Source organism: Brevibacterium sp. RIT 803 (assembly GCF_016892625.1).
Classification (GTDB): Bacteria; Actinomycetota; Actinomycetes; order Actinomycetales; family Brevibacteriaceae; genus Brevibacterium.
The window spans coordinates 414,668-428,686 of the sequence record NZ_JAFEMW010000006.1; the positions used below are offsets into that span (position 1 = coordinate 414,668).

At 63.2% G+C, this 14,019-nt stretch carries 11 protein-coding genes; all 11 read right to left on the reverse strand.

Features of this window, described 5'->3' with window-relative positions:
* The 11 genes from murC to mraZ all read right to left on the reverse strand — a co-directional run bounded on the left by murC (window position 1) and on the right by mraZ (window position 13,770).
* On the reverse strand, window positions 1–1,401 hold the full coding sequence (gene murC, locus JTF07_RS19830; protein ID WP_204235885.1) for a UDP-N-acetylmuramate--L-alanine ligase: 1,401 nt from the start codon (window positions 1,399–1,401) through the stop codon (window positions 1–3).
* 2 nt (window positions 1,402–1,403) lie between these two features.
* The gene (locus JTF07_RS19835; protein WP_204235886.1) at window positions 1,404–2,504 is read right to left on the reverse strand and encodes a UDP-N-acetylglucosamine--N-acetylmuramyl-(pentapeptide) pyrophosphoryl-undecaprenol N-acetylglucosamine transferase; all 1,101 of its coding nucleotides are present in this window, start codon (window positions 2,502–2,504) and stop codon (window positions 1,404–1,406) included.
* Window position 2,505: 1 nt separating this feature from the next.
* Window positions 2,506–4,167, reverse strand: a complete 1,662-nt coding sequence (gene ftsW / locus JTF07_RS19840) for a putative lipid II flippase FtsW (RefSeq protein ID WP_204235887.1) — start codon at window positions 4,165–4,167, stop codon at window positions 2,506–2,508.
* Window position 4,168: 1 nt separating this feature from the next.
* Entirely contained in the window at window positions 4,169–5,704 is a 1,536-nt protein-coding gene (gene murD, locus JTF07_RS19845; RefSeq protein WP_204235888.1) for a UDP-N-acetylmuramoyl-L-alanine--D-glutamate ligase, read from the reverse strand.
* Window positions 5,697–6,785 (reverse strand): phospho-N-acetylmuramoyl-pentapeptide-transferase, encoded by a 1,089-nt coding sequence (mraY, locus tag JTF07_RS19850; protein ID WP_143923784.1) that lies wholly within the window; start codon window positions 6,783–6,785, stop codon window positions 5,697–5,699. Before mraY ends, murD begins: the two co-directional genes overlap by 8 nt.
* A complete protein-coding gene (locus tag JTF07_RS19855; RefSeq protein WP_204235889.1) occupies window positions 6,782–8,248 on the reverse strand; it encodes a UDP-N-acetylmuramoyl-tripeptide--D-alanyl-D-alanine ligase in 1,467 nt (488 codons plus the stop codon). The genes mraY and JTF07_RS19855 overlap by 4 nt, the downstream gene beginning before the upstream one ends.
* 1 nt (window position 8,249) lies before the next feature.
* Window positions 8,250–9,812, reverse strand: a complete 1,563-nt coding sequence (locus JTF07_RS19860) for a UDP-N-acetylmuramoyl-L-alanyl-D-glutamate--2,6-diaminopimelate ligase (protein WP_204235890.1) — start codon at window positions 9,810–9,812, stop codon at window positions 8,250–8,252.
* Window positions 9,812–11,593 (reverse strand): peptidoglycan D,D-transpeptidase FtsI family protein, encoded by a 1,782-nt coding sequence (locus JTF07_RS19865; protein WP_204235891.1) that lies wholly within the window; start codon window positions 11,591–11,593, stop codon window positions 9,812–9,814. Before JTF07_RS19865 ends, JTF07_RS19860 begins: the two co-directional genes overlap by 1 nt.
* Window positions 11,594–11,642: 49 nt before the next feature.
* Complete coding sequence (gene ftsL, locus JTF07_RS19870; RefSeq protein WP_204235892.1) at window positions 11,643–12,209, reverse strand: cell division protein FtsL; 567 nt, start codon at window positions 12,207–12,209, stop codon at window positions 11,643–11,645.
* On the reverse strand, window positions 12,206–13,168 hold the full coding sequence (gene rsmH, locus JTF07_RS19875; protein WP_204235893.1) for a 16S rRNA (cytosine(1402)-N(4))-methyltransferase RsmH: 963 nt from the start codon (window positions 13,166–13,168) through the stop codon (window positions 12,206–12,208). The genes ftsL and rsmH overlap by 4 nt, the downstream gene beginning before the upstream one ends.
* 170 nt (window positions 13,169–13,338) lie before the next feature.
* On the reverse strand, window positions 13,339–13,770 hold the full coding sequence (gene mraZ / locus JTF07_RS19880) for a division/cell wall cluster transcriptional repressor MraZ (RefSeq protein ID WP_204235894.1): 432 nt from the start codon (window positions 13,768–13,770) through the stop codon (window positions 13,339–13,341).
* Window positions 13,771–14,019 lie beyond the last annotated feature (249 nt).

Sequence of the window (14,019 nt, forward strand, 5' to 3'; positions counted from 1 at the left end):
TCAGGCCTCCAGAGCAGTGAGCAGCTCAGGGCCGAGGATCGTCACATCCCCGGCACCGAGGGTGAGTACAAGGTCGCCGGGGCGCACACGCGCTGCGACGTACGGCACCGCTTCGTTGAATGATTCGACGAAGGTCACGTTCTCATGTGGGACGCGATCGGCGATCAGCGCACCGGTGACGCCCGGAACCGGGTCCTCCCTGGCTGGGAAGACGTCCAGGACGACGACTTCGTCGGCGAGCCCGAGGGCTTCGCCGAATTCGGACCGGAACTCCATCGTGCGCGAGTAGAGATGCGGTTGGAAGATCGCCCACACCCTGCCCTCTTCGGTGACAACACCGCGAGCGGCGCTGAGCACCGCTCGCAGCTCAGTCGGATGGTGAGCGTAGTCGTCGATGACGCGCACACCGGCCGCGATTCCGCGTTCTTCGAAGCGTCGCCGAGTGCCTCCGTAGTTTCCGAGTCCGCTGGCTGCCTTGGCCACATCAGCGCCGAGGCTGTGGGCGACGGCGATAGCCGCCGTCGCGTTGAGCGCGTTGTGGGTACCCGGCTGTCTCAGCGCGACTGGCAATGGATCTGCTAGTCCTGGGACGTCGAGAACGAATTCGGAGACCAGGCCCGATTGGAGTTCGCGGAGGCGGATTTCCGCGGCTTCGGAGGCGCCGTAGAGGATGACGGAAGTTCCCTGCGCCCGTGCCTGCTGGGCAACATCGAGCGAACCTGGGTCATCGGCGCAGGCGATGACGGTGCCGCCGTCGGCACCGATGCCAGCACAGAATTCGACGAACGCCTCTCGCACCTTCTCCGGGGTCCCGTAGTAGTCCAGGTGGTCCGCTTCGACGTTGGTGAGGATGCCGATCGTGGGTTCGTAGAGCAGGAACGAGCCGTCCGATTCGTCGGCTTCTGCGACGAAGACGTCGCCGGTGCCCAGATGGGCGTTGGTGCCTGTCGTGGACAGCACTCCCCCGATGACGAACGAGGGATCGAGCCCGCAGGCCTGCAGCGCCACGGTCGTCATGGACGTCGTGGTGGTCTTGCCATGGGTCCCGGCCACCGCCACAGCGCGTTTGTCGGCCATCAACGATGCCAGTGCACCTGAGCGGTGGAGGATCCGCAGGCCCTTGCCTTCGGCTGCGACGAGCTCGGGATTGTCTTTGCGGATGGCTGAGGAGATGACGAGGGTATCTGCCTCGCCGAGGTTGTCCTCCGAGTGTCCGATCTCGACTCTCGCGCCCAGTGTGCGCAGCACCTCGACGACCGCTGACTCCTTTGCGTCGGAGCCGGAGACGGTGACGCCGTTCATGACCATGATCCGTGCGATCCCGGACATGCCCGAACCGCCGATTCCGATGAAGTGGACGGCGCCCAGTTCTGTGGCGGGGACGATTTCAGCTGTGCTCATGTTCAACCTCTCAGAGCGCGAGTGACGATGGTGGCCATGGTGCTGGCGGCGTTGGTCGGATAGTGCAGCTCAAGGGCTGCCTTGCTCATGGCGGCCAAGCGAGCGTGGTCGGTCACCAGGGGCAGGATCTGTTCGGTCACGGTTGACGGGGTGAAGTCCGCATTGTCGACGAGCAGTGAGGCGCCGGCCCTGACGCTGCCGGCGGCGTTGAGGCGCTGTTCACCATTGCCGATGGCAAGTGGGACATAGAGCGCGGGAACTCCGACGACGGTGGCCTCGGACACGGTTGCTGCGCCGGAACGTGCCACAAGCAGGTCCGCGACGGCGTAGGCCTTGTGCATTCCATCGACGTAGTCGACGACGTGGTAGTCGGGCAGCTGGGCCGCTGCTTGCCGCAGAGCGTCATCCTTGCCGGCTCCAGTGATGTGCAGGACCTGCACATCGTTCTCCTGGCACATCGGTGCCGCCGCGAGGAAGGCATCGTTGATGCGCTGCGCCCCAGAGGACCCGCCGGTGACCACGAGGGCGGGCTTGTCGTCGTTGAGGCCGAGGTCCTTCCGCCATGCCTGTCGCTGGACGGAGTCGCTGCGGTCGAGCGTGGAGATCTCGGCCGGCATCGGCATGCCCACCAGTTCGGAATTGCGCAGCTTCGTATCGGGGAAGGTGACTCCGACCATGCCCTGTTTCGTCAGGGCGGCGCCGAGGCGGTTCGCCATTCCGGGCTTCGCATTCGCCTCGTGGACGAGCAGGGGGATCTTCGCCTGTTTGGCTGCGATGAACGCGGGTGGGCAGACGTATCCGCCGACGCCGACGACGGCCTTCACATCGCGTTCGGCGATGATCTGCTTGACGTGGGAGATGTTGGCGGCGAAGCGTTTCGGGAACTTCAACGCGGCTGGGCTGATCGAGCGCGGCATGGGGACCTTGTCGATCGTGAGGAGTTCGAAACCGGCCTTCGGAACGATGTTGGCTTCGAGTCCATCGGCGGTGCCGAGGGCGAAGACGTCCCAATCGGGGTGCTTCTCACGCAGCTCACGGCCGATTGCCAACATTGGCGAAATATGGCCGGTGGTTCCTCCACCGGCGAGGAGAATGCTCGTCATCTCAATTCTTTCTCTTTCTGGCCAGTACGGCGAACGACGACCTCACACGGTCCTTGTGCACTCTGATCGCGGCGCGAGCTCCGTCCTCGGTTCTGGCAAAGGACAGAATCACCCCGACCGCCATCAGAGATGCGACGATGGAGGATCCGCCGTAGGACACGAAGGGCAGGGGCAGTCCGATGACCGGCAGTAGTCCGGTCACGACAGCGATGTTGATTGCAGCCTGGCCGATCAGCCAGGCGAAGAGTCCGGCCGTGGCGATCTGGACGAATCGGGATTTCGAGCGCAGTATCACCCGTACCATCCCGCAGGCCAAGGCGACGAACATCAGTATCACGGCGAGCGACCCGAGCAGGCCGAGCTCCTCGCCGATGATGGCGAAGATGAAGTCGTTGTGGGCTTCGGGCAGCCAGGACCATTTCTCTCGACTGGCACCGAGCCCCACCCCCAGCCAACCCCCGGAGGCCAACGAGAACAGACCGTGGTTGGACTGCCAAGCCTGGCCGGTGACGTCGGATGCGGTCTGATCTGCGTGACCGGTGAGTGCCGCGGTGATGCGTTGGAGGCGGTTCTGAGAACTGAAGACGAAGAACGCGGCGACAGCAGCCAAAGCGCCGAAGAGCAGGAGGAAGTACTTCCACGGGAAGAAGCCGATGAACAGACATACGAGGGCCATGGCCATGAGCACCAACCCCGTGCCGAGGTCATTGCCGCCGACGACGAGGCCGACAGCGATGATGATGCCCGGGACGACGGGGATCATGGCGTGGCCAAAGGTCGTCATCTTTCCGTATTTGCTGGCCAGGACGGCTCCTAGCCACACGGCCAGAGCAATCTTGAGGAACTCCGAGGGTTGGAGCTGGAACCCTCCGAACTGGATCCAGTTCGCATTGCCCTTCGTTGACTTGCCGACTCCGGGGAGGAATACCGCTGCCTGCATGACAACGCCGAGCAGCAGTGTCCACCACGACAGCTTCCGCCAAGTGTGCAGCGGAAAGAATGAGGCCGCGATCATGAGGACGATGCCCACCGCGACGAACCCAGCCTGCTTATTGAAGTAGGCGAAGGATGATCCTTCTCCTCCATCGTAAGAGGTGATCGAGGACGCGGAGAGAACCATGACGAGCCCGAGGGACGTCAACGCGAGGACGGAAACCAGAATCAGGTAATAGGTCGTCAGCGGGTAGGCAGAGACTCGCTCGAACTCACGGCGCACCGAGGACAGCATTGCCCGAGCAGCTCCTGCCCGAGGATGCGTCCTAGGGTGAGCCGTCTGGGTGCTGCGCACGCTCGTTGTCTGTTTGCCGTCGCGAGCCGAACTCGTGCCGACGTTCTTCTTCGGCGTGGCCCTCTTCGCAGCAGCAGTGGTCTTCTTCGGCGTGGCCCTCTTCGCAGCAGCAGTGGTCTTCTTCGGCCCTGACCGCTTCGTGCCCGCTGTGGTCTTCGGGGACGACGCCTTCGCGGCCTTGGTGGTCTTCGGGGACGACGCCTTCGCGGCCTTGGTGGTCTTCACAGTCCCGGTGTTCGGCGACTTCGCGCTCGGCTTCGCTGCAGTCTTCTTCGCTGCGGCCTCCGTGTCCCCAGTGGGGCCCACGGCCGGCTCGGCCGACCTGGTCGATCGGAGACGGCGTGACTGGGAGTTCGCGGTTGTCTGCCGTCCCATGTCAGCTCCCCAGGTGAGCGTGGACAGCCTGGGTGAAGAGTTCACCCCGAGTGTTGTAGTTGAGGAATTGGTCCATGCTGGCCGCCGCAGGAGCCAGCAGGACGGTATCGCCCGCGCGGGCGATGTCTGCGGCAGCTTCCACTGCTGCAGCGACCACGGCTTCTCCCCGGCGTCGGGGTACGCCCGAGTCCACGGCGAGAGCTGGTTCGATCCTGATCACGTCAAGATCTGGAACTGTCGCCGCGATGGCCTCCCGGAAGGCTGAGTCTTCGGCTCCGATGAGCACGAGTGCGCGGAGCCTGTGGCCGTGATCGGAGAACAGTGAGGTGAAGTCCGCCCCTTTGGGCAGCCCCCCGGCGATCCAGACGATCGAGTCGAAGCTGCCCAGCGAAGCGTTGGCTGCGTGGGTGTTCGTCGCCTTCGAATCGTCGACCCAGGTGATCCCGTTGCTCTCCGTGACGGTGACCATCCGGTGGGCTCCGAGCGAGTGGTTCTTCAGTCCCTCCGAAATCGCTTGACCCGGTACCCCGATGCTCCGTGCCAGGGCTGCGGCTGCGAGTGCGTTCGACACCTGGTGGTCTGCCGGCGCACGGCCGGGGACACCGGCCGCCGCGGCGACATCGTCCAAGGAGGCGAGTTCAGCGGCCGAGGAGTATCGCTGCGGGATGAAGGCGCGATCGACCAACATGTCCTCGACGACGCCCACCTCCCCCGGTCGTGGGATGCCAGTGGTGAAGCCGATGGCTTTGGCACCGTCGACGACATCGGCGTCTTCGACCATGTGCAGTGTCACCTCGTCGGCGACGTTGTAGATGCACGCGGTCTTGGTCTGGTGATAGATCTTGGCCTTATCGGCCTCATAGGCATCGGCGCTGCCATGCCAGTCCAGATGATCGGGCGCGATGTTGAGCACAGCGGAAGCATCGGCACTCAGCGAATACTGCCAGTGGAGCTGAAAGCTCGAGAGTTCGATCGCCAGCACCTCAAGTCCGGGCTCAAGCACGGCTTCAAGAAGCGGTGCACCGATGTTGCCGCAGGCCTTGGCCTTGCGACCATCGGCCAGGAGCATGGATTCGAGCATGGTCGTAGTCGTCGTCTTGCCGTTGGTGCCGGTGATCGCCAGCCATTTGGCGTCGTTGGTGCCACGGATCCTCCATGCCAATTCGACTTCGCCGATCACGGGCACACCCGCCTCGGCAGCAGACAGGAGCAAGGGGTGGTCGGGGCGCCACCCAGGCGAAGTCACGACCAGATCGAGCGGTTCTGCGGGCAGGTTCGAGACGTGCTCTTCTCCGCGCCTGATATCGACGTCGAAGACCTCGAGGATCTGAGCTTTCTCACTGACATCTGCCTGATCATCGCCGTCGACGACGATCACATCGGCACCGCGTTCGCCGAGATGGACAGCTGCGGGAAACCCCGTCACACCGAGACCGGTGACGAGGATGCGCAACCCGTCCAAGGACGAGCTCGGCCCCACGAGTGCGGCCGGGATCGCCTCGGCGTTCGGATAATCGGTCAGGGGATTCTCAGCCAACGCGAGACACCCATTCGGCGTAGAAGAGACAGATTCCGGCGATGACGAACAGTGCGGCGATGATCCAGAACCGGACCACGATCGTGACCTCTGCCCATCCCTTGAGTTCGAAGTGATGTTGGAGCGGAGCCATGCGGAAGACGCGCTTTCCGGTGGTCTTGAACGACACGACCTGGATGATCACAGAGAGGGTGATGATGACGAAGAGTCCACCGAGGACGACGAGCAGAAGCTCAGTCCGCGACATGATCGCAAGACCGGCGATTGCCCCGCCTATGGCCAGGGAGCCGGTGTCGCCCATGAAGATCTTCGCGGGTGAGGTGTTGAACCACAGGAAACCGAAACACGCCGCTGCCATGGCGCCGGCGACCATTGCGAGGTCACGTGGATCGCGCATGTAGTAGCAGGCGTTCGTGGCGTCCGTCATCAGATTGCAGTTCTGCGTCGACTGCCATGTCCCGATGACGACATAAGCGGCGAAGACGACGACCGAAGCGCCGGCGGCCAGTCCGTCAAGGCCGTCAGTCAAGTTCACCGCATTCGATACCGCGGTGACGATGAGGTTGGCCCAGATGACGAACAGGATGAGTCCGAGCACTGCGGATCCGAATGCCAGGTCGAGGTTGGTATCGCGGATGAACGATACCTTCGTCGACGCCGGGGTCTCACCGAAGGAGTTCGGGAACTGCAGCGCCAGCACCGCGAAGGAGATTCCGACGAAGGCCTGGCCGAGGAGCTTGGGCACCGGTCGCAGGCCCAGTGAGCGCTGCTTCTTGATCTTGATGAAGTCGTCGAGGAAGCCGACCACGCCGAGTCCCGCGGCAAGCCAGAGGACGAGGAGTCCGGAAGCAGTGGGCACAGATCCTGTGAACAGGTGTCCGAGCAGGTAGGCCAGGACGGCGGCACCGATGATGACGACGCCGCCCATGGTCGGTGTGCCGCGTTTCGTGGCGTGTGAGGTCGGACCGTCGTCACGGACGAACTGGCCGTAGCCTCGTTTGACCAGAACACGGATGAATAGCGGCGTGCCGACCAGTGCCAGGATCAGTGCCAGGCAGGCGGCGAGCAGTACGGCGATCATTGGGCCCCCGATACACCGGCGATTTCATCTCCGAGATAGCGCAGACCGGCATCTCTGGAGGATTTGAACAGGACGATGTCCCCGGGTGCCAGTTCCGCACTCAGCAGGTCCTTCGCTTCGGCAGCGGTCGCGACCCAAGCCGCTTCGTTGCCCCATGAACCTTCGAGGTTCGCAGCGTTGAAGATGGGTTTCGCTCCGTCACCGACGACGATGGTGCGGGTGATGTTGAGTCGTACGACGAGCTCGCCGATATCGGAGTGTGCGGAAACGGATTCGTCGCCAAGCTCCAGCATCTCGCCGAGGACGGCGAACGTCCGACGTGGTCGGCTGTCTTCATCGCCGCGGCCCATCGACGCCAGCGTCTTCAGGGAAGCGCGCATTGACTCCGGGTTCGCGTTGTAGGCATCGTTGAGCACAGTCACGCCCGACGGCGAATCGATGAGCTCCATGCGCCAGCGGCTCGCAGCCGAGGAGGTTGAGAGCGTGGTCACGATGGACTTCATGCCCACCCCACAGGCATGGGCGATCGCAGCCGAGGCAAGGGCATTGCCCACGTGATGTTCACCGATCAGAGCCAGACGAACGTCCTGCGGCTCCTCTCCTGGCAAGTTCAGCAAGAAAGCGGCGTGTCCGGAGGCGTCTGTCGTGACGCCTGTTCCACGGACGACGGAGTCCTCACTGGCAACCCACTCCGGCAGCGATTCGCGTTGGGAGAACCACAATGTCTCGACATCAGGTGAGAGCACCTCACGCATCCCGGCGACTCGTGAGTCGTCGGCGTTGAGGATCGCGACAGATCCTGCAGTGAGGGACTCCACGAGCTCAGCCTTGGCACGGGCCGTGTTCTCGATCGATCCGAAGACGCCCGAGTGGGCGGTGCCGACCGCGAGTTCGACAGCGATGTCGGGGCGGACGAGGCTGGTCAGGTAGGCGAGGTTGCCGATGGAACGGGCCCCCATCTCCAGGACCAGGAACCGCGTGGTCTCCCCCGCCTGCAGTGCAGTCAGGGGCACGCCGACCTCGTTGTTGTAGGAGTTTGGCGGCCACACCGTCTCGGCCTCGCCAGCGAGCAGGTCGGCAGCGAGATCCTTCACGGTGGTCTTTCCGACAGAACCGGTGATCGCGATGACCGTGATCTCACCGACCTCACGCAATGCCTCGATGTTCGCCTTGGCCAGCTGGCCAAGTGCTTCCGTCGCGTCGGAGACGAGAACGGTGGGCAGGGTCGTATCGTCGAGGGTGGGAACGGATTCGCCGATGATCAGCGCTGCGCCCGCCTCCACGGCCGCTGCTGCGAATTCGATGCCGTCGAAGGACTCACCTCGGCGGGCAACGTAGATATCGCCGGGTCCGACTTCTCTCGAATCGGTTACCACTCCGGCGGACAATTTGGTCTCGGGGTCTACGCCGTACAACTCGCCGGAGACGGCGGTTGCTATTTCGGCTGCACTCAGTCGCTTCATATCAACTGTGAACTTTACCTGTTTGTGCGCCGCCAAGTCGCGTGCGCAGCGCCGAGCGTGTCCTCGACCGGTCGTCGAAGTCTGTCACCACCCCGCCTGCTGACTGCCCGGTTTCGTGCCCCTTCCCTGCGATGAGCACGGTTGTGGAGGCTCCGGCAGCAGCGATCGCCTGGTCGATCGCGTCCCCTCTTTCTGCCACTTCAATGACTTTCTTCACACGTGCACCTCCGGTTGAGATCTCAGCATCGATGCCATCTTTGATGGCTGCCCGGATCATTGCCGGGTCCTCGGTGCGCGGATTGTCGTCGGTGAGAACGATCACGTCGGCTCCCCGAGCGGCCGCCTGGCCCATTCCGAATCGCTTCCCTCTGTCCCGGTCACCGCCGGCACCGAAGACGATCACCAGTTCGTCACTGTCGGCGTGGAGTGACTCCAGCGCCTTCTCGATCGCATCGGGGGTGTGGGAATAGTCGACGATCGCGCGTGGGAGGAGATGCGGATGAGACTGGCCCTCGGCACGTGGACCGCTGACGTCGATGATCTCCATCCGCCCGGGGACCGATGCGACGAAGGTTCGGCCGATTGCGTTGAGGTCGGTGGCCGCAATTCCGGCTTCCAGCAGCATGGCTGCGGCTAGTGCAGTGTTCGTGACGTTGAAATCCCCCGGCAGCGGGGATCGCAGTGCGATGCCCTCATCATCGGGCCCGTCGAGGTGGAGGACGAAGTCTGCTTCTCCTGGAGTGTGTTCGATCCGCCAGTCGCTGCGATCGTCACGCCCCAGCGTGCGCACCGGCACCTGCGCCGCCTCGACCATCTTCTCGCCCCACTTGTCCTCGACGACGATGACTGCGGTGTCGGAGAAGGCGCGAGTGAACAGTTCGGCTTTGACGCCGAAGTATTCGTCCATGGAGTGGTGGAAGTCGAGGTGGTCTTGGGAGAGGTTGGTGAAACCTGAGACCGCGAAGTGGGCACCGTCGACGCGGTGCTGGCTCAGCGCATGTGAGGACACTTCCATGGCACAGGTGTCGACGTCAGCGGCGCGCATCTTCGCAAACAGGGCATGCAGCTCGGGAGCCTCCGGAGTCGTGCGCACGCTCGCCTCGGTGACACCGGCGATCAGCGTCGCCACTGTCCCGATGACACCGGTGCGATGGCCGAGAGCCTCAAGCATGCCGTCGACCAGATAGGTCGTCGTCGTCTTTCCGTTGGTTCCGGTCACCCCGATGAGCTGGGGACGCCCCGAGGTGCCGTACACGGCGGCCGAGACATAGCCCAGAACGGCCCGCGGGTGCTCCACGATCAGCCCGGTCACCTCGGTGAGAGTCTGCGGATCGACGCTCTGGGCGATCACGTCCCAGCCGGTCGCATCGGTGAGGATCGCGGTCACACCGCGATCGATGAGATCCGCTGCGAACTTCGCTCCATGGACGTTCGCGCCCGGCAGCGCGGCATAGAGGTGGCCCGGCGCTGCCGTGCGCGAATCGTGAGAGACTCCCCCGACCTCACGGTCAGGATCTCCATGAATGGTTCCAGGGGCTGCGGGCAGCAGCTGTGAGATGCGCATTATTTCCATTCTCGAGCAGGGAGCTGGGGATCTGCGGTCGACGGTGGGATCTTGAGGTGCCGCATGGTGAAGCCGGCGACGTCGGAGAATACCGGGGCGGCGGCGCTTCCACCGTAATAGCCGTTTCGGGGCCGCTGCAACGTCACAGAGATCGCGATCTTCGGGTCCTCGGCGGGGAGGACGCCGACGAAGGAAGCTGTGTAGCCGTCGTAGCCGCCGCCCTCGGCTGCCGGTGCCTGCGCGGTACCTGTCTTTCCCGCCACCCTGTAGCCGGAGACCTGCGCCGATTTGCCGGTGCCCTTGGCGACGACGCCTTCGAGCATGGACAGAGTCTGGTCAGCGGCCTTCTTGCTGATGACGCGTTGAGGTTCGCCTGCCTGATTAGGGATCGTCTTCCCTGATGGGGAGACCGTTCCATCGACGAGCTTCGAGGGGACGTGCACTCCGCCGTTGGCGATGGTCGCGATGACATCGGTGGTCTGCACGGCGTTCGCGGCCACCCCCTGGCCGAACATCACCGTGTACTTGGTGCGGCCGTCCCACTCCTGGTAGGGGTGGAGGATGCCGGATGTCTCGGCAGGGAACTCGATGCCTGTCGGCGAGCCGAAGCCGAACTTCCTCAAGTAGCCGTAGCGCTGTTCTTCCGAGAGCTCGTTCCCGGCCAGAATCGTGCCGGTGTTCGAGGATTCAGCGAGGATTCCGGCGAAGGTGAGCTTCTCGTCCGGGTGCGGGTGCGAGTCCCGGAATTCCTCTCCGTTGGGAGCCTTCCACTTGTCCGGGACCGTGAACTCCTGTTCGGGGGTGACCAGACCCTGGTCGAGCAGAGCTGCGGCCGTGACCATCTTTGCGGTCGAGCCGGGTTCGAAGACGTCGGTGAAGATGCGCGACCCACGATCGGTGCCGCCCACCTTGCCCGGCGAATTGGGATCGACGCTGGGTGCGTCTGCGGCGGTGAGGATCTTGCCGGTCTCGATGTCCTTGATGACGATCGAAGCCGATTCGGCCTCATTTTCCTTCCGCTGCTCCTCGATCGCCTGCTGGGCGTAGTACTGCAGGGCCGGGTCGATCGTCGTCTGCAGACCTTTGCCATCGATGGCATTGCGCGTGTTGTTGTCGCCGAGCGGGATGATCTCGCCTCGAGCACCGCGTTCGTACTGCTGTTGACCGTCGCGACCGTTCAACTGGTCGTTGTAGGCCATCTCCAGGCCCGCCTGAGGCTGGCCGTCGGAACTGAGGAAGCCCACGAGGTTCCCAGCCACTGCACCTGACGGGTAGGAACGCACAGCATATTCCTCGGCGGAGAGGCCGAGGATGTTGAGGTTCTTCACGGCTCGCCAGGTCTCAGAGGTGAGCCCCTTGGCGACGGGGTTCCAGCGTTTGTCGCCGACGAGCTTCGGGTACAGCAGTCCGGGGTCGGTGTCGAGGGGCTTCGCCAGGGCCTCTGCTGCTCCCCAGGCACCGACCAGCTTTCCGTCAACCTTGTACTGGGCCACGTTCTGCTGGTCCACGACCAGCTGATATCGGGAGACGCTGTCGGCGAGGACCGTGCCGTCGGAGGCCAGAATCTGACCCCGCGAGGCCGGCAGGGTCTTGGTGACGAGTCGGTTGGACAGTGCCTTCTCGGCCAGTTTCATCGAATCCATGCCCTGGATCGAGATCAGCCGTCCGGAGGTGACAAGGAGAACCAGGATGGACAGGACCGCGATCAGTGCCATCCGCAGGCGAAGGTTCGGTGTGCCTCGTCCGCCTTTTTTCTTCACCCGAGTGGCTCGTGGGCCCATTGCACTGTCCTTGGTCCTTGCTTGTCGGCGAATGGCTGTCGGACTCTCCCTATTTCGGAGTTTCCTGAGCCGGCGGCGCGATGTCCTTGCTGGGACTGCCCCCGACTACTGGCAGCTTCTCATCCGATCGTAGATTGGGACGGAGGTCTTCGCGGGTATTGGCACGCGGTCCGGGGACAACTGTCGGCTTCTTTTCTCCGCTGACGTCGATCGGAGGTGCATCGATGATCTTTCCGGTCTTCGCATCGAGGAACTCGGGCGAGGAGTCGCGGACCAGTCCAAGCTCCTCTGCCGCGATCGAGATGTTCTGCGGAGATTCGCGGTAAGAATTGTCTTCGACCAGTCGATCCTTCTGCTCGGCCAGCTGTTCCTTCTCGGAATTCAGCTGGTCGATCTGATACGAGGTGTGAGAGATGAAGATGTTGAGCAGCAGGACGGCCACGAGGGTGGCAACGAGGATCGCCACGCAGAGCATAGAGAACGGGACCCTGGCCTTCGGCAGCTCGAACTTCAGGAGCTTGAGCCGAGGCGGTACCGGCCGACTGGCGGAATCTTCGAGGCGTCGCGTCCGTTCAGTGACGCGGGGTTGGCGGATGGCCGCTTGAGCGTTCCTCACGATCTTGCCTCCCTGATCTTCTGTACTGCACGCAATCGCACGCTCTTGGCGCGAGGGTTCCTGTCTGCTTCGTCACTGTCTGCCAGTTCCGCACCACGAATGATTTCGGACAGCCACGGCTGGAGTTCCTCAGGGACGACGGGCATGTCCGGCGGCGCCGAGGTGGTGGTTGCGGAACGGAATATCTTCTTCACGATCGTGTCCTCGAGGGACTGGTACGACTCGATGACCGCCACTCCCCCGATATGCAGTGCCCGCAGAGCCTCCGGCAGAGCTGTCCGCAGCACACCGAGCTCGTCGTTGACTTCGATGCGCAGTGCCTGGAACGTTCGCTTCGCGGGGTGGGACTTCTTCTTCGTCTGAGGAAGAACCCGTCCCAGCATCGCTGCGAGCTGCTCCGAGGTCTCCCAAGGCGCATCCTCACGATCGGTGACGATGATCTTCGCGATCCGGCCGGCCATCTTCTCTTCGCCGTACTCACGGAGAATGCGCCGGAGTTCAGCTTCGGGGTAGGTGGCCAGCACCTCGGCGGCGGTCAGAGTCTGGGTCCGATCCATCCTCATGTCCAAGGGCGCAGGACGGGAGTATGAGAATCCTCGCTCGTCCTCGTCGAGCTGCAGGGACGATACCCCGAGGTCGAGGAGAACGGCGCTGATGTGATCGACGCCGAGGTCATCGAGGATCTCTGGGATCTCGTCGTCGACGGCATGGACGATGTCGATGCGGTCGGAGAAGGACGCAAGTCGCTTCGTGGCGATCTCGATGGCCTGGGTGTCGCGATCGACTCCGATGAGGTGGACATCGGGGAAGGCGGTGAGGACCGCTTCCGAGTGTCCTCCCATCCCCAGTGTTCCGTCCACGACGATCGGTGCGTGGCCGTTGTCTCTGGCGGCCTGGACTCCGACCCCGATGAGCTCGACCACGCGCTCCAGGAGCACTGGTACGTGCTGATCGTTCATAGGTGAGTCCTTCGTGGGTGGTGGTCGTGGGGGGGGGTGAACTGCTGGAGCCAGAACCTTGTCCGCCGCTGCCCTGGCACCGGGGAAGTGTGTCAGGACTGCCGAACTTCGGAAACGGGGAAGTTCCCCGAAACTCGAACACGGCGGGCAAGGATCAAACCCGAGCAGAATCAGATCACTCCTGGAATCACCTCGTCCTCACGTTCAGCGAATGCCTGCTGAGCGCCGACCAGGTAGTTATCCCATGTCGGTGAATCCCAGATCTCGACGCGGTTGCCCATGCCGATCACCGCAACTTCCCGATCGAGTGATGCGTACTGCCGCAATATGTTCGGGACCGTGATGCGCCCCTGTTTGTCCGGTTGATCCGCAAAGGCCGCCGACAGGAATACACGCTGGTAATCGCGAGCTTCCTTGTTCGTCTTCGGCGCGTTCTGGATTCGCTCGTGCTCGGCTTCGAATTCCGTGGTGGGGAACAGGGTGAGGCAGTTCTCCTGTCCACGGGTCAATACGAGACCGGGCGAAAGCTCCTCCCGGAACTTTGCGGGCAGGATGAGCCGACCTTTGTCGTCGAGCTTCTGCAAATGAGTGCCCAAGAACATGTCGTCTCACCCCTTTCGAAACCCAATTGGCTCCGATAGCAACCACAGTACTCCACTTCCCTCCACCCAATCTAGTGGTTTGACCCTTCGGCACCCTTTCGGCCTATAAAAGCCCAGGTCAGATAGGTGGAGGAAAGTGGGGAAAATTTGCTGTCGGCGAGTCGGCAGTGGTGCACAATGGGCCTATTGCGGCGTATTTCGACCTTCAGGGCCTCCTCAACACCGAGCCCACCAGAGGGCAAGATCCCT

Excerpts from the sequence above, each read along its gene's own strand:
- murC (WP_204235885.1), bottom strand. The coding sequence starts at position 1,401 with ATGAGCACAGCTGAAATCGTCCCCGCCACAGAACTGGGCGCCGTCCAC.
- JTF07_RS19835 (WP_204235886.1), bottom strand. The coding sequence starts at position 2,504 with ATGACGAGCATTCTCCTCGCCGGTGGAGGAACCACCGGCCATATTTCG.
- ftsW (WP_204235887.1), bottom strand. The coding sequence starts at position 4,167 with ATGGGACGGCAGACAACCGCGAACTCCCAGTCACGCCGTCTCCGATCG.
- mraY (WP_143923784.1), bottom strand. The coding sequence starts at position 6,785 with ATGATCGCCGTACTGCTCGCCGCCTGCCTGGCACTGATCCTGGCACTG.
- JTF07_RS19855 (WP_204235889.1), bottom strand. The coding sequence starts at position 8,248 with ATGAAGCGACTGAGTGCAGCCGAAATAGCAACCGCCGTCTCCGGCGAG.
- JTF07_RS19860 (WP_204235890.1), bottom strand. The coding sequence starts at position 9,812 with ATGCGCATCTCACAGCTGCTGCCCGCAGCCCCTGGAACCATTCATGGA.
- JTF07_RS19865 (WP_204235891.1), bottom strand. The coding sequence starts at position 11,593 with ATGGGCCCACGAGCCACTCGGGTGAAGAAAAAAGGCGGACGAGGCACA.
- rsmH (WP_204235893.1), bottom strand. The coding sequence starts at position 13,168 with ATGAACGATCAGCACGTACCAGTGCTCCTGGAGCGCGTGGTCGAGCTC.
- mraZ (WP_204235894.1), bottom strand. The coding sequence starts at position 13,770 with ATGTTCTTGGGCACTCATTTGCAGAAGCTCGACGACAAAGGTCGGCTC.